Below are 19995 nucleotides of genomic sequence, written 5' to 3' on the forward strand. Positions count from 1 at the left end.
CCGTAGCTGGTCGCTGTAGCTCGTTCGGATGACACGGCGCGCCGCCATCAGGCCGACAAATCGTCCAGAAGGTTGTCCAGCACAAGTTCCTCCTCGATGCGGCGGCCCGTGTGGCTCATCGTCGGCGCGAGAGCGGGATCCCAGCGTGCTTCGACCGGCACGCCGGTGAGCGGCCGGCCCACATCACCGGCAGTGAGATAAGACGCGGCGTCGAAGCGCCACGGCGTAAAGGGCACGCGATCGTGCAGCACGTTCGCGATGCGGATGCCGCCCCAGTCGAAATCGCCGTGGTAACGCAGCGTGCCGCGCGCGGAGACGATCAGGCGAAGCAGCTGCATCACAGCCGCGCTGGGCTGACCGCTCGTGCAGACCAACGGAGGACAGGACGGTCCGAGATGGTCGGCCGCGGCCGCGACGACGACCGGGTTCTCGCAGACGAACACGTCCAATGCCGCCAGGCGGGGAGGATCACGGACGAGCTGGCGCAAGGTGAGGTGCACCGGTTGACCGAGCCACGCTTCCAGACCCTGATGGCCGCGCAGGCCCAGGGTGATGACCGTCGTCGACAGTTCGTCACGCATCAGGCCGACGGATGCCCAGACCTCCCGACGCCATTCGGCGCCGCTGCCCTCCGGCAGGCCGCTCAAGGTGCGTGCGGCACGAAGTGCCAGTGTCGCCAGCGGACGATCATCGTCCAACGCGTGGGCGTCGCCTGTCATACGTGCCGCGAACCGTCCGATCGGCTCACCCGGCGACGGCAGGTTTCCCACAACGACGTTCAACTTGGTGAACAGATCGGCCGCGGCCCGTGGAGTCGGAGCGAGGCGTTTGACCTGGCCGCTCATCCGCAGCGAGAGGGCCCACTCAGCGAGACGTGGATCGTTCAGCTCCTCTGCCGGGCGCCGCATCCTCGGCTTCGCGTCCTGCGGCCATCGCGAGCAGCCGTTCGGCGCCCGTGTCATCGATCTCCGCCACCAGACCGGCGATCTCGGCACCCGTGGTCACCAGGTCCTTGATGAACCGTTCGAGGTAGTCGATCAGCTGATCCTTGTACGCGCGGAACGCGTCGACGTCCACGTCGTGCAGATCGATCGAGCGCTGCAACGACCCCATGAACGCCTGGGCGTTGTCGGCGAGATCGGAAAACCGGCCGACCAGGCCGTGCAGCAGCAGATGCACCTTGGCCGGATCAGGTTCTTGCTGCCTGGCCAGCTCCAGCAGCGCACGCAGCTGGGTGACGATGTCCGTGAGCGCTACGGCCTAAAGCGCACCACGCCGCCCCAGTGCCTCGTCGAACGTCTGCAGCGCCTGTTCAGCCGCCTCGCCGGCTGGTGTCAGCTGATAGAGAAACCGGGCGCGATGGAAGTCCTCGACCGTGGTGACGCGGCTGGTGTCCGGGTCGGCGCGCAGGTTGCCCCAGTCCTTCAGCCTGCCCAGCGCGTCCGTGACCGCCGCGAGGTCCGCGTCCAACTCCTCGTGCACGTCCTCGGGGCGCAGGTGCACGACGAACCGCCGCTTGGCACGGACGAACGCCCCCATCACCGCGCGATAGAGGTCGACGTTCGGCGCAGTCAGATGCGCGAACGGCTGAAAGTCCGGCATGGCGCCCAGCGTGCCAGGAGGGTCCGACAGTTTCGGAACCGAACGCCCGGAACAGGTCAAAGCAGCGGAGGCTCGCCTTGTTTGGGCGGCTTTCGGTACGCGGCGGGCACCGGTAGGACTCCCTCTCGTTCGAGATCCGCCACGGTGACGAGCGGGCCCGTGACCACTTCGTCGAGCAGTTCGTCCTGCTCAGGTTCCAGACGAACGCACATGTCGAGGACGGCCAGCAGTTCCAGCAGCTCCTCGTCGAACTGGGCCGTCCACCGTTGCGGGTTGATGTCGTCCAGTTCAGATGTCCGCTTACGGTGTTTGGGATCGCTCTGCCGGTAGCTGAGCCACTTGCGGACGACCGACATGCCGCCTGTCGAGTAATTCCACACCGCACGGCTGACCGGACGGATGCAGCCAGCCTCGTGGAACAGCGTGTCCTCCCCAAGCACCAGGGTTTGGGTCGAGTCATCCAGACGTGCCGAACGCGGAATCTCGCCGTCACCTGACGGCACCGGTGAGACAGGGCTTGGCTTTGCGTCGTCAGGAATCCCGAGCGGCCGCCCGGCGGCCGCATCGACCATGCGCTCACCGAACGTGTGCAGCCAGATGACCTTGCGGCCGACCTCGACCGCTCGTCGCCAGAGGCGAGCATCCAGCGTGATCGGTACTCGGATTCCCGGCGTTTTCAACTGCTCACGGAATCGCCTCGTGTAGCCCGGATGCGCGGTGACGCAGGCTATGTAGGCCAGCAGGTCGTCCGCGGCCACATGGGCACCGGTGAAGGTGTCTAAGGCGTTCAGTAGCGAGGGAGCGAGATTGGGGATCTCGCCCGCCGGATCTCGATACAACGGAAGCACGCGGCCGCCGCGGCCGTTGAAGCAGTGCACATCCGGGATGTCCGCCGTGAAGTGAAGAGCGATCCCGTCACTGATCGAGTGTGTGTGCTGCTCGGTCACGTAGAACTGTTTTGGGCCGTTGACTTGCCAGAGGGCCGGTCTGGGGCGGTCGATCAGTCGCCGATCGTGGATCATGACTTGGCGGTCGAAGCTGCGGTAAGCAAGTCGAATCAGCGGTGGCTTCAGTTCCTTCTCGGTTGCAATGGGACCTTCTCCGGCCAGTAGGCCTGGTTGGCCACAAACGTTGTCGGAGATCGTTCGGTCTTGCGTTTCCTTGAACAGGGCAGGCTTCTCGTCCTTATTGGCGTGTACCAAGCGAGCCCATCTCTCAAGCAGCGTGTCAGCGTCAGGAGCGTGAACCCAGTTGCGGTTGGGTGTGATGCCCGGCTGTTGCCAGGGCATCAGGTCTCCAAGCGCTGGATAGGTTTCCCATGCGTCGTCGCTCGGTCGAAGAGCTGCTTGCCACTCGGTGGAGCAGTCGGACCACCCGGAGTCGAGACTGAGTTCCGCCAGCGCCGCGAACTTCTCCGCCCGCGTGCCGGAAAGCGCCTGGTAGTGCACCGTGGCAGGTGTTTCCAGCTGTGGATCGCCTGCCCGGACGAAGATCCCGATGCAGATCTTGTGCTGGGTCGCGGGGAAGATCCGTGTGTTCGTGTCGGCGCGGTGCTCTTCGGGGGACAGGTCGATGATCCAGCCTTCGTCGGCGGTCTTGCGAAGGTACTGACGCATTCCCGCATATGCTTTTGACGTGAGGTAGGCGCTTGGAGTGATCAATGCGACCACACCGGCTGGTTCGTTTGCCTCGAAGGCCTTCCAGGCGGACCAGCGCCAGAAGTAAGTCCACATGTTGCTGAGGTTGAACTCGTGACGGCCCGCGCCGGGAATCCGGAACTCGTCGAGCGAGGGTCGCTTTGACCTGCTGGTTGGCCTCTTGGGATCACGGCGCTGCTCCAGCCACGGCGCGGCGCCGTGAGCCTTCTCTCGCCATGGCGGGTTGCCGATCACCACCATGACCGGGACGTTCCGTTTGTGGTGGTTCGCCTTCTCTCGGGACTCCATCAGGACCTCGTACTGCTGTCCCAAGGGAAACGGCTGGTCGTACGGGTTGTCCAAGGCGTTGGTGAGGAACCGCGGCTCCTCCTTGGGGAGTTCGACCTGGTACCGGCTCTTGAGTGTGGCGTGCAGGCGCAGCTCGGCGACGGCGAACGGTGCGGCCTGCAGTTCGAAGCCGACGAGCCGGTTGGCGAAAAGCTCGCGGAGGTGTGCTGCGGGAACGGCGTCGGTGTTGCGTATACGCCGCAACGTGTTCGCCGCACTTTCGAGCACCTCGGCCAGGAAAGTGCCCGCGCCCATCGCCGGGTCCAACACCGTCACGTCATCGGCAGCGAATCCTCGCTTCTTCTTGAGTCGCTTCTTCAGGATTTGGTCGACGAACGCGACCATCGACCGGGCAACGGGTGCAGGGGTGTAGTACGTGCCGCTTTGGCGGCGCAGCGCGGGGTCGTAGTGATCGAGAAAGGTCTCGTACAGCCGCGCATACGTATCGGCATCGCCGAGTTGGACGTGCGTCCAGTCGATGTTGCCGATCACCCGCACCAGTGAGTCCACGATGTTGAGGTGGCCCACCCACTTGGGGTTCGCGAGCATGGACAGCGCCGCGCCGAGCAACGAGTGCTTCTTCGCGAGCTGCTCGGCGATCGCCCACGGCGTGCGACCTTCGAAGTTGATGCCGTCGACGCGCGCCAGGAGCAGCGCGAACGTGACGGCCTGCGCGTAGGAGTCCGCGAAGTTGGTGTCGTTGTCGCGTCCGTCAGGGTTGGGGAAGAGGATGTCCCGCCACTCGTTCGCCAAGCCCGTGAACGGTTTGCGGCCCGGTGTGCTCTGTTCCTTCTGCAGTGTCTCCAGCACCTGGTCGCGGAGCAGTCTGCATAACGGCGCTACTTCACTGACGATAGCGCGCAGGCTCCGCGGTTCTGGTGGACGCCAGAAGAGGAAGTCACGAATCAGGCGCTCGAAGGCGCCATCGACGGCAGTGAGCCGGCTTCCGGCTCGTGAGATGTCGCCGTTGAACCGTGCGGCGTCGTCGACGAGCACGCCCTTTCTGTACAGTGCGAACGACCTGCCGTCGGAGTAAATCAGATTGGGTAGTGACTTGAGTTTCTCCCACTGCATTCGGTCGTGTTTGTCTGGCCGCCATTCACTTGTCTCCGGTGTGCCCTTGCCGGGCGCTTTGAGCTCGACGTAGCCCACCCGGCCGCTCGGCACATCGATGGCGATGTCGGGCCGGGAGCGCAGCTCGGTGATCGTCACCTCGTCGTGCACCTGGACACGCAGCCCCAGGATCTCGCCGAGTCGTTCGAACAGCTTGCTGACGGGCAGCCGCAGCCGATCCTCGTTGCGGCCGTCGCCTCGCATTCGGGGGACGAGCGCCGAACCGTACGCGGACACCGCTGCCGCGAACTCGTCGGTGCCGAGGGGAGACCTGCGTCGTTCCGGTCGCCCCATCGCGCCTCCCCGGCTGAAGTTGACGTCCTTTCGAGATTCGTTGCGATGTGGGCCACAAGTCAAGCAATAAACGATGTAGATTAGCGCGTCACCTGAATGCCTTGAACTTCATTGTTGTAGTTAACTCAGTGACCTGGTTTTGTTCGTGATTTTTTCGATCATAGGCCAGTCGTGTTCGCGCACTCACCCGTTGAGAGGCATTAGAATAATTGATGGACTGGCGTCCGGTTGCCCACCGCCGTGGGGATCTTCAGGCTTCGTTGTTCCACACTGCGTGCATGTACCGTCGCCGGTCATCTGGAGCCGTGTCGCGAACGAACGCACCGTCGTCGGTGCGGTAGACGCAGTCGATGCCAAGCCGGTGCAGATAGTCGACCCCATACTGCGCCGGCCGTAGCGGGAAGAGAGCGCTGAGCCGTGTCACCGGTCGAGGGCTGTGGGCGGAGTAGTCGAGCAGCTGTGCCGCGGCCTCGCGCACCTTCTCGTGGTTGGCCAAGCTCTTGGCCTCGACGATCTCGACCTCTTCCTCTTCGGCGCGGTACAGGTCGGGCCTCTTCCCATGGTGCGTGTAGAAGCTCGTGAACGTCAGGTCCACATGGAAGCGCTGGTAATGCGATACAAGCTGGCTTTCCACCCGCTCATAGTGAGCATTGCGCTCGGCGACATGTTGTGAGACCACATCAGTGTGGTAACTCTCTACCGGAACCACACGCGAACCTGCGGCAAGTGCTTGGCTGATGGCGGTGAGTTCCGCGCCGATCCGACTCTCTGTGGCACTCGGTACGATCCGGAGTTCGGTCAGCATCCTCGGTACGCGTTCATCGGTGACCAACCGTTGGCCGGCGACGTTGTCCCCTTCGTCGAATCCGAGCCGACGCCATACTTCGCGTCTGGGGCGCTCGATCGTACGGACGTTGTACACGCTGTAGACGTTGACGAAACTCCGCCCGCCGTCGAACTGATCCCACATGACATCGGCCAAGGCCTGGTTGCGGAAGAGGTGCCCAATCTCGCCTGCTGCCTTGACCTTGTTGTCACCGGTGAACACGACGATGTCGCCGGTACGCAGTCGTTCCATCATTTGGTTATGCGTGGCGATCGCGCCCCAGAAGTGAGCGGTGCCGGACGGATGAAGGGCACGCAACGCGGCAAGGTCTGCTGGCTGGAGCAGGTCGTGGTGCTCGCCCGACTCGAAATCGACCGCCGCCTCGATCGTCTGGTGGTAGCGGCGACGAGTCTTCGGATTGCCGTAGCAGGGTGCGAGGAGGACGTAAGGCTGCGTTCGCTGATCACCCATATGAGTGACGATATAGGGATTTTCGCAGGTCTGCGGCGGTCACGTCGTGTCGGTGTTGACATCGCCGTCGGCCTATCGGTTACCGACGGCTGTTGGAGAACTGCCCGTTCGGCGCCGAGCGGCGGTGCTGCTGTGCGTCCGGTTGGTTACGCAGTAGCCATTGGTGTGGGTGGCACATGAGTGATCTCAAGCTGTTCCGAATCACGGCGGGTCGCGCCAAAGAACTCGCCGGCGGTTCGGTCGCGCTGGAGCGTCACTTGCAGCGGACGATCGAGTCGAACATGGAGACCTTGTTCGGTGTCACGTTCCTTGAGTCCGAGTTCTCGACCGGCCCGCACCATCGGGGCAGGATCGTCTCCATCGGTATCGACGAGACTGGTTCTCCAGTGGTGGCGAGCGACGGCACAGAGGAACGCCTCACCCAGGCGCGCCACAGCACGCTTTCCGGTGGTGAGCGATCGGTGTCGCTGCACCTGCCGTTGTTCGCCGCGGCCCACGTGCTGCTCAGCTCCGCGGCCGAGCACGCTCCCCGGCTGCTGGCGTTGGACGAGGCGTTCGTCGGCGTGGACGACAAGGGGCGCAGCGAGCTGCTGCAGCTCACCGCGCAGTTCGACCTCGACCTGTTCATGACGGGTTACGACCTCTGGGCCACGTACGCCACCGTGCCTGCGTGTGCGCACTACGACCTGTCGCACTCGGCCGCCGAACACACGGTGAGCGCCTGTTGGTCGGGTGGGACGGCAGTGAGATCCTCGCCGACTACCCGGCCGGGAACCTCGCCACCGAGCTGGGTTCGCCGGGAATACGCCGTCGTGTCGCTGAAGGAACGGACATCTTCGCGTGACCACAGTGGACGATCTGCTGGCAGACCCGGCGTGGCAACGGATCCTCGCTGCGGCCCGGCCGCAAGATCGAACGTGACGGCGGTGAGCTGACTGGATCCATCGGCCTGGCCAGGCCCACCGACGCCGAGCGCAGACCGATCATCGGAATCACCGGGAAGTACCGGTCCGCCGACGTGGCCGCACCGCGCATCCAGCTGGTGGACGTGGATGATGCGATCCGTGCTGCGCACGGTGTCGGGCTGCTCGGGCTGCTCGCACGCCGGGACGGGCCGGTGCGCGACCGTGCCGCCGAGCGGGCCGACGAGGAGCTCGGCAAGGTGGCGGCGGTGGCGGACCTGCGCGCCAGGTGCGACTCCCATCGAGGTGAGCGGTGGTTCGAGCAGTGGGTCGACGAGATCAGCGGTGACGGCACGGTCACCAGCCTGGTGCGGCGCGGTGACGCCGATCTGCTCGGCTGGGCCGGCGAGGTGCTGAACAGGTTGCCCGCCAACGACAAGCCGCTGCCGGTGCTGACCGAGTGGGCCACTGGCAACACGAAGGCGCTGACGGGTACGCCACTGGCCTCGCTGGTGCTGTGGGCACTGGCGAAGCGCGACGGTGTGCCGGCTCCGGCGAACCGCGCGGAGCAACGTGCTCGCTGGGAGTCCGCGGGTGTGATCGTCGACGATCTCGCGAGCCAGGTGCTCGTGCTGAACCTGCGCAGTGATCACGACCATGTGGTCGCCGGGTGGTTGAACGACGCCGCGGTCTTCGGCATCCCGTTCCGGCTCACCCTGCATCAGCTGACCGTCGACCCACTGACGCCGAAGGCGGGCGACCTTTACGTGTGAGAACCCGGCGGTGCTGCGGGCGGCAGCGAGCGAGCTGGCAGACCGGTCTGCCACGCTCGTGTGCACAGAAGGTCAGCCGTCGGCCGCGTGTCATCGGCTCCTCGCCGCTGCCCGCGGTCAGGTGCACTGGCGCGGTGACTTCGACTGGACCGGACTGCGCACCACCGCGGCCGCGACCGCGCGCTATGAGGCGCTGCCTTGGCGGATGACGGTCGACGAGTACATGAGCGCTGGAAACCGTGGACTCCGAGTCGCTGAAGGGGCCACCTGCCGGCTCGCCGTGGGACGCCGCGCTGGCCAACGCCATGGGGAACAGCTCATTCCCCGCTTGCTGGAGGACCCGGTCACCTGACCGGGAGTGTCGGACCGGGTCACTACTCTGCAAGGACGGCGAAGTCACCAACTACCGCAGGGAGGGGCCGGCGTGGGCAAGCGCAACCGCGAGAAGCGGGCTGCGAGGAAGAAGGTCAAGGCGAGTCGCGGCCCGACTCCGCCCCGACAGGGCTTTGACGGGTACGAGGACACGTGGGCAGCGCCTCCAACCGTGTCGCCGGAGATGGTTGCCGAAGGATTGAAACAGGCTGCCTACTCGCGCGCGGTTGACACGGACTTCGTGGACAGCTGTATGGCCGATCTCGCGGGTCGCAGGCCAGTTGCCGCGCCTCGGACGGTGGCCATCGGTGCCGGGATCGTACTGGCCGCGGTGATCGACCGGATGTGGGCGGTGGGCTGGACGCCCGCCGATGTCCGGGAACAGATCCGCCGGACCGTCGACGCCACCGCGACCAGCCTGTTGATCGACGCGGTCGCCGCGGACGCCGCGAAACACTCTCCGTCCACTGTGGATGAACGATGGGCCGCGCAGGTGCGTGAGCTTGGCGCCGAGGTCTGGTGGGAGCCTGGTGTGCCACAGCTGTTGCAGTGGATGGAGCGACACCGGACCGATCTCGAGAGTGCGCTGCGGACCACGATCTTGTTGGTCGACGAGTTGATGAGGCTGCCTGAGCTGCCCGTCATCGTTCCGGCGCCGGGGTCGGCGTCCGCGCGCTCGTCCGCGTCGGTGAGCGGTGTGGACCAGAAGGTGCTGGCGCGGGTACGGGGGTTGTTGGCCAAGGCGGAGTCCACGCAGTTCCCTGAAGAGGCTGAGGCACTTTCGGCCAAGGCGCAGGAACTGATGAACCGGCACGCCTTCGAACGTGCGGTCCTCGACGCCGACGAGCACCGGAAACAGACGGCGAGTTCGACCCGGTTGTGGCTTGATGCGCCGTACGTCGACGCCAAGTCGCACCTGGTCGCCGCGATCGCCAGGACGAACCGATGCCGGTCGGTGTTCTATCCCCGGTTCGGGTTCGTCGCGCTGGTCGGCGAGTCGATGGACCTGGAGATCACCGAGCTGCTGACCACCTCACTGCTGGTCCAGGCCACCCGCGCGATGGTCGCCGAAGGCAGTCAGGCCACTCGAACCGGAACGTCTCGCACCCGGTCGTTCCGGCAGTCCTTCCTGGTCTCGTACGCCACGCGGATCGGCGAACGGCTCGACGAGGCCGGTGTTCGGGCACACGATCCGGTCGAGGACGAGCGACTGCTTCCGGTACTGGCCGAGCGGTCCCGGGTGGTCGAGGAGACGTTCGAGAACATGTTCAGCGATCTCGTCCGGAGGTCGGCGACGGTCAGCAACGGCGCCGGGTGGGATGCGGGCCGGGCAGCCGCCGACCGGGCGGACATCACCCTCGAACGCCAGGCCGTCGACGCTTGACCACTCGCTGATTCGGGCCGCGCGGCTCTCGTGTGCTTCGTCGCAACGGCGGTGGGCACCTCCGGACTTTCGGAAACCTCGATGGGGTGATCCGCGCGGTGGCGTGGATCAAGAGCGGGGTCGCGTTGCGCCGTTCGGGCTAACCTCCCGCGCGTGCGGACGAGGCTGACCCCCATGCAGCAGGCGGTGGTGGATGCCGGGCGCCCGTTGCCGCAGCTCACCGACCCGCTTGAGGTCGAGCTCCAGGTGAGCGCGTTCGTGGGACCGTTCGCCGACAACGAGGAACTGTGGGAAGTCGTCGTGCGGCACCTGCGGGAGGTGCCGAGCCGGCGTAGCGCCGCGCTGCTCACCGCGTTGGCGCATCTGTTGCCCGGCAGGCCCGCGCAGTGGGCGCGGGAAGCGGCCGAGCGGCAGCAGGAACCGCCGTGGGACCTCGAAACGCTGACGTTCGGAGAGTGCTGGATCGGCGACCGATCGATCGACGCGGGATATCTGGCACTGCTGTGCAGTTATTCGTATGGCGATGAGCCGCACGCGATGGTTTTCATGATCGACGAAATCAGTGGCGGCCTCACGCGGCACGCGTTCCTCACGCGGCAGGTCGATGAAGCGTTGGAGCGGCTCAAGCAGCAGGTGCGGTTGGAGTCGATCACGGCCGAGGCGGCGCATTGGTTGCTGAGCCGCAGCTACGACCGGTTTGAGCGGCGGCCTGGGCTCGGGTTCGGCACTGATGTGCACCACACCCGGTTGGTTGCGCGCAGGCGGATCACGCTGGCGATGAATTAGACGGCCTGTGCGAGTCGCAACGTGATGATTCACCTGACAGTGCACATTGTCTGTAGCTCGATCGTGGGGTGGCGATTACTGTCCGACTTGTCGATCACAGGGCGGAGGGACGAGACGTGGCCGCTCTTGCGGGGCGTGATGACCAGGCCCTCAGTCGTGTCCCTGACCAGGCGCGGCACCCGTGGTTGTCGGTCGCGACCCAGCGCTTCGGGCAGACGTCCGCGCTGAGCCAGTTGCTGCTGGGCGCGACACTCGGGTTCGGCATGACGTTCTGGGACGCCTTTCTGGCCCTCGCGATCGGGGTGGTGCTGCTCAACGTCATCGCTGTCGCGGTGGGGGTGATCGGGCAGCGGGAAGGGCTCTCGACCGCGATCCTCACGCGCTGGACCGGGTTCGGGCACGCCGGGTCGGCGATGCTCGGGCTGATCATCGCGTTGTCCTGCACCGGGTGGTTCGGGGTGCAGACCGGGCTGGCGGGGGTGGCGCTCGCCGACGTCACGGGGGTGTTGCCGTCGCCGGTGTGGTCGTTGATCTTCGGGATCGTCGTCACGGTCATCGCGGCCTACGGGGTGCGGTGGATGGCGTGGACGGCTTATGTGGCGGTACCGGCGTTCCTGTTGCTGCTCGGGTGGCTCGTGCTGACCAACGTCGGCGACGTCGGGGCCACCCTCACGAGCGCGGCGCCGGGGCCGCCGATCGGGTTGGTCACCGCGGTGACGCTGGTGACCGGGAGTTTCATCGTCGGTGCGGCGATCGCGCCGGACATGACGCGTTTCAACCGTTCCACCCGGGATGTCGTGAAGCAGACGGTGCTGGGCATCACGGTCGGCGAGTTCGTCATCAGCCTGGCCGGGGTGATCATCGCGCACGGGTTGGGCACCACCGACATCATGGGGGTCATCAGCTCGTCCAGCGGGTGGATCGGTGCGCTGATCGTGGTCACCGCCGTGCTGAAGATCAACGACTGGAACCTCTACTCGGCGTCGCTCGGGCTGGTGAACTTCTTCGACGCGGTCTTCGCGGTGCGGATCAGCCGCGCGCAGCTGACGGTGGTGATCGGGTGCGCCGGCAGTTTCCTCGCCGCCGCCGGGATCGTGCACCAGTTCAGCAACTTCCTGGTGTTGCTGGGCGTGGTGTTCCCACCGGTCACCGGGATCATGATCGCCGAGTACTACGTGGTGCGGCAGTGGCGCAACGAGATCATTTCCACCCGGCCGCTCGTGCCGCGGTCGGCGCCCTCGTGGGTGCCGGCGACCGTGGTCATCTGGCCGGCCGCCGCGCTCGTCGGCGAGCTGTTGCCGTTCGGACAGTCCAGCCTGAACTCGCTCGTGCTGGCCTTCGCGCTGTACGTCTCAGCTGGGCGACTGGACCTGCTTCGAATGAGGACGCGGAGGGCCACCAACCGTAAGGTGGCCGGGGAGGCGTCGGCCGCCTGAGGGGTGGTTTCGTTCATGCACATCGGTATCGACGTCGGCGGCACGAACACCGACGCCGTTCTCCTTGAGGGTCGGCGTGTTCTGGCCGAGTGCAAGAGGACGACCACCGCCGACGTGACGACCGGGATCGTCGCGGCGGTCGGCGGGCTTCGGCAGCAGCTGGCGTTCAACCCGGCGGCGATCAAAGCGGTCATGATCGGCACGACGCACTTCGTCAACGCCGTCGTCGAGGGCAGGGGACTTGCCAGGACGGCCGCGGTCCGGCTCGGACTTCCCGCCACCAAAGCACTTCCGCCGTTCGTCGACTGGCCGCAACGGTTGCGGCAGGTCATCGGCGGGCACGCGTACCTCTGCCACGGCGGCCACGAGTACGACGGCCGGGTCATCTCGCCGCTCGACGAGGACGAGCTGCGCGCTGTCGCCGCCGACATCGCGGCCAAGGGCGTGCGGTCGGTCGCGATCTCGTCGGTGTTCTCGTTGGTCAACGACGACTTCGAACGGCAGGCCGCGGAGATCCTCACGGCCGAGGTGCCGGACCTGTTCGTCAGCTTCTCGCACGAGATCGGACGGCTCGGCCTGCTGGAGCGGGAGAACGCGACGATCATCAACGCCGCGCTGCGCGAGCTCGCCGGGCAGATCGCCGACGGCCTCACCGAATCGCTGACGGCACAGGGCATCGGCGCCCCGCTCTACCTCAGCCAGAACGACGGCACGCTGATGGACCTGGAGTACGCGCGCTGCTACCCGGTCGCGACGTTCTTCTCCGGTCCGACGAACTCGATGCGCGGCGGCGCGTTCCTGTCCGGTTTGGACGATTGTGTCGTGATCGACGTCGGTGGCACGACGACCGACGTCGGCATGCTGCGCAACGGGTTCCCGCGCGAGGCGTCGTCGCAGGTGCTGATCAGCGGGGTGCGCACGAACTTCCGGATGCCGGAGGTGCTGTCGTTCGGGCTCGGCGGCGGCAGCCTCGTGCGGCAGGGGCCGAACGGTGTCGAGGTGGGTCCGGACAGTGTCGGATTCCGGTTGCCGCAGCAGGCTTTGGTGTTCGGCGGCGACACGCTGACCGCCACGGACGTCGCGGTCGCGGCCGGTCTCGCGGACATCGGCGACAAGGCGCTGGTGCGTCACCTCGACCGCACGCTCGTCAGTTCGGTGCTCGACCACGTCAGCGACCGGATCGCCGCCCAGGTCGACCGCATGCGCACGTGCCCCGCGTCGTTGTCCGTGGTGCTGGTCGGTGGTGGCAGCGTGCTGGTGCCGGACGGGATCGAGGGCGCCAGCGACGTGATCAGGCCCGCGCACCACGCGTTCGCCAACGCCATCGGCGCGGCGATCGCGCAGGTCGGCGGCGAGGTCGACCGGGTGTTCGCGATGGCACCGGACCGGCGGGACGAGGTGCTCGACGCGGCCCGGCAGGAGGCTGTGGACCGGGCGGTGGCGGCGGGAGCGAAGGCCGACACCGTGCGGATCGTCGCCGTCGAGGAGATCCCGCTCGCGTACCTGCCGGGAAACGCGAGCCGGGTGCGGGCGCGTGCGGTGGGTGATCTGGTGCTGGACCACTACAGTCCGGCCCATGCACCTGCTCCAGCCTGACGAGGTCGACCGGCTCGCGCTGGGCGTGGTCGTGCTCGGCAGCGGTGGGGGTGGCGGCGAGCACGAGACCCATGCCTTCGCCGCGATGCTCCGGCACGAAATGCGACAAAGCGGTCCTGTCACTGTGCTTTCACCCGAAGAAGCCGATCCGGACGGGTACGGGGCACGCGTGGGACTGATCGGCGCGCCGACCGTGATGATCGAGAAGCTGCCGTCGGGCCTGGAGGCAGAGGAAGCCCTGAAGGCGTTGCAGGCGCACGACTCCACGCCCGCGACGGCCGTCATCGGGTGGGAGGTCGGCGGGTGCAACGGGCTGTTGCCGCTGCTCCTGGCCGCGCGGCTGGGGCTGCCGTACGTCGACGTGGACGGGATGGGGAGAGCGTTCCCACGGATCGACCAGACGACCTACGACGCGGCCGGACTGCCCACGACCCCGTTGGCCATCACCGAACCCGGCGGAAACCGGGCGGTGCTCGACGCGACCGGCATCGAGAAGCTCGCCCGCACCGTGATGGTCGACTTCGGCGGCTGGGCGATGATGGTGGCGAAGCCGTTGAAGCTCGCAGACGCACTCAAAGCGGGCGTAACGGGCTCACTCGCGCGTGCACTGGAACTCGGTGAGATCTGGTCCCAGCAAACGGTTTCAGTCGACGAACGCGCCAAAGCTTCCGGCGGTTTCCTTGTCACGCGGGGAAAGGTCGTCGAAGTGTGGCGGGAGTCCGTCGGGGACTTTCCGCGCGGAACGGCGGCACTGCGCTGCCTGGACGCCGACGACGCGTATGTGCGGCTGGAGATGCAGGGTGAGTACCTCGTCGCGCTCGCGGACGGCGAACCGCTCGTGACGACGCCTGATCTGCTGTGCTGCTTCGACGCCGAGTCCGGCCGCCCGCTGACGACCGAGCGCCTCACGTTCGGCGCGGTGGTCGACGTGGTAGCGCTCCCATCGCCGGTGCAGTGGGTGCGGCCGGAGATGCTCGGCCGGGTCGACCCGCGGGCGTTCGGCTACGACCTCGACTACGTGCCGTTCCGGGACGTCACATGATCGACGACGCCGACTCGCTGACAGTGCGCGATCTGCTGGAGATCGGCGTGCTCGGCGACGCGAGCCTGCTGGCGGGAGAACGCGGCGTCGACACCGAGGTCGCGGACGTGCGGCTGGCGGCGGACATGACGGCGGTCGAGGCGTGCTCGGCGGGCGACCTGGTGATCCTGACGGGAAACCAGCCGTACCTCGTCGAGGTGGCGCTGCGCCGGGCGTACAGCGCGGACGTGCGGGCCGTGGTGCTGGTGCGGCCGTCGACCGGCAGCTATCAACTTCCTTCCACCGCAACGATCTCGTTCGCGAACCGGCTCGGCGTCCCGCTCGTGCAGACCAAGGCCGACGACCCGCTGCTGGTCGCCGACGCGTTGCGCACGGCCGTGCGCCGTCCCGAGGTCGCGGCGGCCAGGCTGCTCAACGCCGTCACCGCCCGGCTGGGCCGAAGCAAGCCCGACCCGCGGTCGGTGATCACGATCCTGTCCGGCGAGCTGCACGTGACGTGCGCGGTGATCAGCGCGGACGGCACCGCCATCGAGGGCGTGTCCCCGCCCGGCCTGCCGCCGGACCTGCTGATCGGCTCGGTCGCCACGACCGTCGAGATGACCGGGGGGTTCGCCGTCGCCGTGCCGGTGGAGACCGACCGGACCGGGCACGTGCACCTGTGGCTGGTCTCGCACGCCCGCGGCCGCAACAAGCGCTGGGCCGAGACCGTCATGCAGATCAGCCAGGTCGCCTCCTGGGCGCTGGGCAACTGGGTCGCCGCCGAACGCCTCGAAACCGAGCGTCGCGCCCGCTCCCGCGCCTCACTGCTGTCCGAGCTGCTCGCCTCCGGTGACGACGTGCCGCCGCAGCTGGTGCAGCAGGCCGTGCTCGCCGGGTGGCGGCTCGACGGCTGGCACACGGGCGTCTACGCGATGCCGAGCCAGCCGGCCCCGAACATGCTCGACACCGCCACCACCGAACGGCTGCGCGTCGAACTGTCCCGGCGCGGCCTGCACGGTCAGCTGGTCGAGGGCGCCGAGGGCTGGTCGTTCTGGCTCACCAACGACTCGGAACCGCCGCAGTCGCAGCACCGCGAGCTGACCGCGAAACTGGCCCAGGTACTGGGCTCCAGCCCCATCGTCGCGGGCATCGGCCGGCCCCATCCCGGCACCTCGGGCGTGGGCCGCACGCTGGGCGAGGCACGTGAGGCCGCCGCGATGACCGGCTCGGCGAAGGTCGTGCACATCGACGAACTGGGCGTGCGGCGGCTGCTGTCGATGGCCGCCGAGACACCGGCGCTGGTCGAGCAGGCGACGCGGCTGCTGGAACCGCTGGTGGGCGTGGAGGACGGGCAGCTGCTGCGCACCCTGGCCGTGTACCTGGACGAGGAGTCGGTGACGTCCTCGGCGGCGGTGCGGCTGAAGGTGCACCGGAACACGGTGGCGCAGCGGATCAACCGGGTCGAGCAGCTGCTCGGGGTGAGCCTGCTGAACCCGGACGAGCGGCTCGCGGTGCATCTCGCCTGCCGCGCGGTACGTGCGTCGGACGAGTGACAGCCGAACGCGCTCAGAAACACTCGATGGTCCGTGTTCGGAATATTCCCTCGGGAACTCGTGTCGAGTCTTTCCCGAAGGTTCACTCGATTGGCGGATCAAGGCTCCGGGCTGGCCTAACGGAACGTCTCGAACTTCTACAGAAATACGCTGATCAGCAGTACTGAAACGGTTCTCCGTTCGTCCTGCCGTGGAGGCCGTTCGTCGCTTGGTAACAGATTGGCTATGACGCGCACTCTCTCTCGTGTAAGGATGACGACAGACAACGACCTGCGGTGAAGATGCGTTCCAGTGGATTAACTGCGGACGCGGACACTAAAAAGCGTGGCCCCTGCTCCAACAGGGGACCACGCGGTCGCTGTCATATCCACACATCACACCAGTAAGGACAGACAACATGGCCATTATGGCCTCCTCGGGTGGCGGCCGCCACCGCAAGCCCGGCAAGTCCTGGCAGTGCCTGCTCGGTGATGTCCTCGCCGACTGGAATCTCACCGCCCGAACCGGGGTGTTGCTGGTCATCGTTTTCGCGGGACTCAGTGCGGTGATGGTGTCGGCTTTCGGTGCCGCTGGCATCACGATCCTCGCCGGGCTGCTGCTGTTGCTGCGTCGCACGGCGACCTGTGGTGGTCGGCCCGTGGCGGAAAACTGATCACCAAGCGTGTTCGGATCTGAACCCTTTCGGTTGGTTGTGTCCCGAACGATCCCGGGGGAACATCGTTGTTCCGGGAAAGGGAGATACCGGCCGAGGGGGTTCGATCATGATGTCCAATTCGCGTGTCCATTCGCAATCCTTCGCTGAGCGGGCATGGAGGTCCGCACGCGCGTGCGGACCGAACGGTGGCAACTGCGTCGAGGTGAACCTGGGCGTTCCCGGGTTCGTGGGAGTCCGCGACTCGAAGTCGTCGTCGCCAGAATTGTTGATCTTCGAGAGCGCCGGGTGGGGTGTGTTCGCCGACGCGCTCAGGCGTGGACGGTACGACGTGGACTGACCGTTTCGGGAAAACCACGTCGGAGCTGGGCGGACGTGACCTAGCATCGAGGCTCCCGCGTTCTCGGCAGTGCACAGTGGAGAGTCCTTGTCCGCCTCCTTCCCATCGCAACGCGTGCAGCTGGGCAAGCTCGTGCGCCAGAGCCGCTTGGCCGCGGGAATGAACCAGACCACGCTGGCCGAATTGATCGGATGCCGGCAGGAGAAGATTTCGAAGATCGAAACCGGGAACTCCACGCCCAGCCACGACGATCTGCGGCGCATTGTCGACGTGCTGCGGATCGGTCGCGATCGTGCCGCCGAGATGCACCGGCTCGTGGACGTCGGCAAGCTGAGCGGCTATCGCCGAGGAGTTCCCGAGTGGTTTCAGCGGTACTTCGGCGACGAGCCTCATGCGAATGAGGTGCGCGCATGGCACAGCGAACGCATCCCGGCGTGGCTTGAGGCGGAGTCGTACACGCTGGCGATGTTCGCGCCGGAAAGCCCTGAGGAGATCGCGGACCACCTGCGCCTTCGGGAGGAAAGGCGAGCATTGTTCAGTTCGCCGTCGCCGCCGCAGTACCACGTCGTGTTCAGCGAGTCCTCATTACGGCGCTCGCCGGGTGGGGCGTCCGTGGCGATCGACCAGATCCGGCATTTGCTCGGGCTCGGTGCCGAGCACGACTGGCTGCACATCCGGGTGATCCCGTTCGACGTGCCGATGCCGTATTCGGCGAACGACTTCACGTTGATGTCGATGGGCAAATCGGACTACGTGTACGTGGAACACCTGAAGGGCGCGCTGTATCTGGACAAGCCGGAGGACCGGCACAACTACGAGGAATACTGGAAGGACGTCGACCGGCGCGCGCTCACCGAGCAGGCCAGCCGGGAGTTCCTCGAACAACTGGTCACCGAGTTGCACGATCGGATGTCACGCTAGCGCCGGATTTCGCTCGCTCGTTCGGGTGCGTACGCTGAACCGTGGCCGGTGAGAGGTGGGCGGAATCCGTGCGTGAAGAGTTCCCTCCGCACGGCATCGATCTCCACAATCCCAGCCCCGCGCGCGTCTACGACTTCCTGCTCGGCGGCGACTACTGCTACGAGGCCGATCGGCGGTTCGCGGAACAGGCGCTGCGGGTGTTCCCGAAGCTGCAGGCGATCGCGAGGGCGAACCGGCTGTTCCTGCACCGGGTGGTGCGGTACCTGTTGCGCAGGGGTGTTCGGCAGTTCGTGGACATCGGGGCGGGGCTGCCGACGATGGGGCACACGCATCAGGTGGCGGACCTGTTCGCGCCCGGTGAGAGCCAGGTCGTCTACGTCGACCACGAACCGGTGACGGTGGCACACGCGCAGGTGCTGCTGGATCGGGACGGCGACCGGGCAAGACATGCGGCCGTTCACGCTGATCTGCGTGATCCGGACGGGTTGTGGCGGCAGGTCGCCGACACGGGGGTGGTGGATCTCGAACGGCCCGTCGCGGTGTTGCTGATCGCCGTGCTGCACCTGCGGCAGTCCAACGCCCGCGGCGTGGACGTCGGGCCACGGGCGGTGGCCAGATATCGCGAGCTGAGCAGCCCGGGGTCCTACCTCGCCATCTCTCATCTCACCGACGAGGGCGTGCCGAACAAGGCCAAGCTGGTCGGGTTCGGCGAGCTCGCCGCGGTGTGGCGGTCGAAGCCGGAGATCGAGGAGTTGTTCGGGGACTTCGAACTCGTCGAGCCCGGAGTGACGTGGACGGCGCAGTGGCATCCCGAGGAAGCGGCTCCCGGTGCGCCGGCCGTCGAGTTCGAGGCGCCGGGCGAGTCGGCGATGTGGGCGGGTGTCGGGCGCAAGGGGTGATCAGGTGGGGACGAACGCGGGCAGGACCGCGTCCACCTCGTAGCCGCCGTCGTCCGTCGGACCCGCCGTGAGGGTGCCGCCGACCATCTCGACCCGGCCGCGCAGGCCGAGCAAACCCTGGCCGGAGCGAGGTTTCGGCGGTTCGGGGAGGAACGGCGGCGCGGTGTTGCGGATGACCGCGCGGACGGTGCTCGGTCCGGAGTGGATGGTGATCTCGGTCTGGGCACCCGGCGCGTGCTGGTGCACGTTCGTGAGCGACTCCTGGACGACGCGGTACATCGTGCGGCGCACGGCGGGGGAGATGATGTCGGCGTCGCCGTGTTCGGTCAGGGTGATCGCCAGCCCGGTGGCGGCGGAGTCGGCGACCAGGCTGGAGAGCCGGTCGGGCAGGACGTCCGGGATGCGTGCGGTGCGGCCGTTGCGCAGCACGCCGACCAGGTCGCGCAGTTCGACCAACGCCTGGCAGCCCGCGGTGCGCAGTTCCTCGGCGGCCGCGCGGCTGCTGTCGTCCTTGGCCGCCATCCGCATCGCGCCGGCGTGCAACACCATCAGGTTCAGGCGGTGCGTGACGACGTCGTGCATCTCGGCGGCGAGCCTCGTGCGTTCGTCGGCGCGGGCGCGCTCGGCCAGCAGTTCGCGTTCCAGTTCGGCGCATTCGGCCGCGCCCCTGGCGAGGCTGCGCCACCACACCGCGGACGCCGAGAGCAGGACGATCCCCAGCGTGGCCAGCGCGAATTCGCGCCAGGTGTCGGGCGCTGCCACGAGCAGCACCTGCGCCAGGTCTCCGGCCCGTCTCACGCGCCTGACGATACTGCCGGATTTGTGCCTTGGATCACCTACGGGAGCAGGGGGTGCACCCTACTTTCGCAGGTGGCGGACGCCGACGTTTCCGCCTGCCGGACGTCGGCGTCCGGTCGTCGTGACGATCAAGCGTGACGCTTGTCCTGTGTGGAGTGTTCCGGTAAGGCCGTTGCGCTCTCGTACAGTGTATGGGAACATCAACTCCATGATCTTCTGACTCCACTGCGGGCACGCCACGCGTGCGTCTTTTCCGAGTTCACTTCGGACA

Annotated in this window: 17 protein-coding genes and 1 pseudogene; 13 read left to right on the forward strand and 5 right to left on the reverse strand. The window is 66.9% G+C overall.

The features are described from left to right. Positions 1-47 precede the first annotated feature (47 nt). From B0F77_RS37940 to B0F77_RS37955, 4 genes and pseudogenes are all read right to left on the reverse strand, one after another. Positions 48-845, reverse strand: coding sequence for a TIGR02679 family protein (locus B0F77_RS37940; protein WP_245849167.1), 798 nt, complete (start codon positions 843-845; stop codon positions 48-50). 19 nt (positions 846-864) lie between these two features. Continuing rightward, a pseudogene (locus tag B0F77_RS37945) lies at positions 865-1602 on the reverse strand (TIGR02677 family protein). Between the two features lie 56 nt (positions 1603-1658). After that, on the reverse strand, positions 1659-4994 hold the full coding sequence (locus B0F77_RS37950; protein WP_086667886.1) for a type ISP restriction/modification enzyme: 3336 nt from the start codon (positions 4992-4994) through the stop codon (positions 1659-1661). A gap of 250 nt (positions 4995-5244) precedes the next feature. Then, entirely contained in the window at positions 5245-6291 is a 1047-nt protein-coding gene (locus tag B0F77_RS37955; protein ID WP_086667887.1) for a hypothetical protein, read from the reverse strand. A 176-nt stretch (positions 6292-6467) separates the two neighbouring features. Between B0F77_RS37955 and B0F77_RS37960 the strand changes: the two genes are divergently transcribed. The 13 genes from B0F77_RS37960 to B0F77_RS38020 all read left to right on the forward strand — a co-directional run bounded on the left by B0F77_RS37960 (position 6468) and on the right by B0F77_RS38020 (position 18926). Further along, entirely contained in the window at positions 6468-7226 is a 759-nt protein-coding gene (locus B0F77_RS37960) for an SbcC/MukB-like Walker B domain-containing protein (RefSeq protein WP_211294233.1), read from the forward strand. A gap of 56 nt (positions 7227-7282) precedes the next feature. Further along, entirely contained in the window at positions 7283-7966 is a 684-nt protein-coding gene (locus tag B0F77_RS37965; RefSeq protein ID WP_245849194.1) for a TIGR02679 domain-containing protein, read from the forward strand. 10 nt (positions 7967-7976) lie between these two features. Further along, the gene (locus B0F77_RS37970; protein WP_086667889.1) at positions 7977-8318 is read left to right on the forward strand and encodes a DUF2399 domain-containing protein; all 342 of its coding nucleotides are present in this window, start codon (positions 7977-7979) and stop codon (positions 8316-8318) included. Between the two features lie 273 nt (positions 8319-8591). Further along, entirely contained in the window at positions 8592-9722 is a 1131-nt protein-coding gene (locus B0F77_RS37975; RefSeq protein WP_158102932.1) for a DUF2786 domain-containing protein, read from the forward strand. Positions 9723-9896: 174 nt separating this feature from the next. Then, entirely contained in the window at positions 9897-10508 is a 612-nt protein-coding gene (locus tag B0F77_RS37980; protein ID WP_086667891.1) for a hypothetical protein, read from the forward strand. Positions 10509-10624: 116 nt separating this feature from the next. Beyond that, positions 10625-11944 (forward strand): purine-cytosine permease family protein, encoded by a 1320-nt coding sequence (locus B0F77_RS37985; protein ID WP_086667892.1) that lies wholly within the window; start codon positions 10625-10627, stop codon positions 11942-11944. Positions 11945-11959: 15 nt separating this feature from the next. Next, positions 11960-13540 carry a hydantoinase/oxoprolinase N-terminal domain-containing protein gene (locus tag B0F77_RS37990; protein WP_086667937.1) on the forward strand — a complete coding sequence of 527 codons (1581 nt, stop codon included), beginning with the start codon at positions 11960-11962 and terminating at the stop codon, positions 13538-13540. After that, positions 13521-14582, forward strand: a complete 1062-nt coding sequence (locus B0F77_RS37995; protein WP_086667893.1) for an S-methyl thiohydantoin desulfurase family protein — start codon at positions 13521-13523, stop codon at positions 14580-14582. The genes B0F77_RS37990 and B0F77_RS37995 overlap by 20 nt, the downstream gene beginning before the upstream one ends. Further along, positions 14579-16114, forward strand: a complete 1536-nt coding sequence (locus B0F77_RS38000; RefSeq protein WP_086667894.1) for a helix-turn-helix domain-containing protein — start codon at positions 14579-14581, stop codon at positions 16112-16114. Before B0F77_RS37995 ends, B0F77_RS38000 begins: the two co-directional genes overlap by 4 nt. Before the next feature lie 397 nt (positions 16115-16511). After that, on the forward strand, positions 16512-16766 hold the full coding sequence (locus tag B0F77_RS38005) for a hypothetical protein (protein ID WP_143467124.1): 255 nt from the start codon (positions 16512-16514) through the stop codon (positions 16764-16766). A gap of 205 nt (positions 16767-16971) precedes the next feature. Continuing rightward, positions 16972-17106, forward strand: coding sequence for a DUF397 domain-containing protein (locus B0F77_RS51000; RefSeq protein WP_245849169.1), 135 nt, complete (start codon positions 16972-16974; stop codon positions 17104-17106). Between the two features lie 87 nt (positions 17107-17193). Further along, entirely contained in the window at positions 17194-18027 is an 834-nt protein-coding gene (locus B0F77_RS38015) for a helix-turn-helix domain-containing protein (protein ID WP_143467126.1), read from the forward strand. Positions 18028-18095: 68 nt separating this feature from the next. Continuing rightward, complete coding sequence (locus tag B0F77_RS38020) at positions 18096-18926, forward strand: SAM-dependent methyltransferase (protein ID WP_245849172.1); 831 nt, start codon at positions 18096-18098, stop codon at positions 18924-18926. Here B0F77_RS38020 and B0F77_RS38025 read toward each other — a convergent pair whose 3' ends face one another. Beyond that, positions 18927-19724 (reverse strand): sensor histidine kinase, encoded by a 798-nt coding sequence (locus B0F77_RS38025; protein WP_086667898.1) that lies wholly within the window; start codon positions 19722-19724, stop codon positions 18927-18929. Positions 19725-19995: the final 271 nt, after the last annotated feature.

It is taken from the genome of Lentzea kentuckyensis (assembly GCF_002150765.1).
GTDB classification, from domain to species: domain Bacteria; phylum Actinomycetota; class Actinomycetes; order Mycobacteriales; family Pseudonocardiaceae; genus Lentzea; species Lentzea kentuckyensis.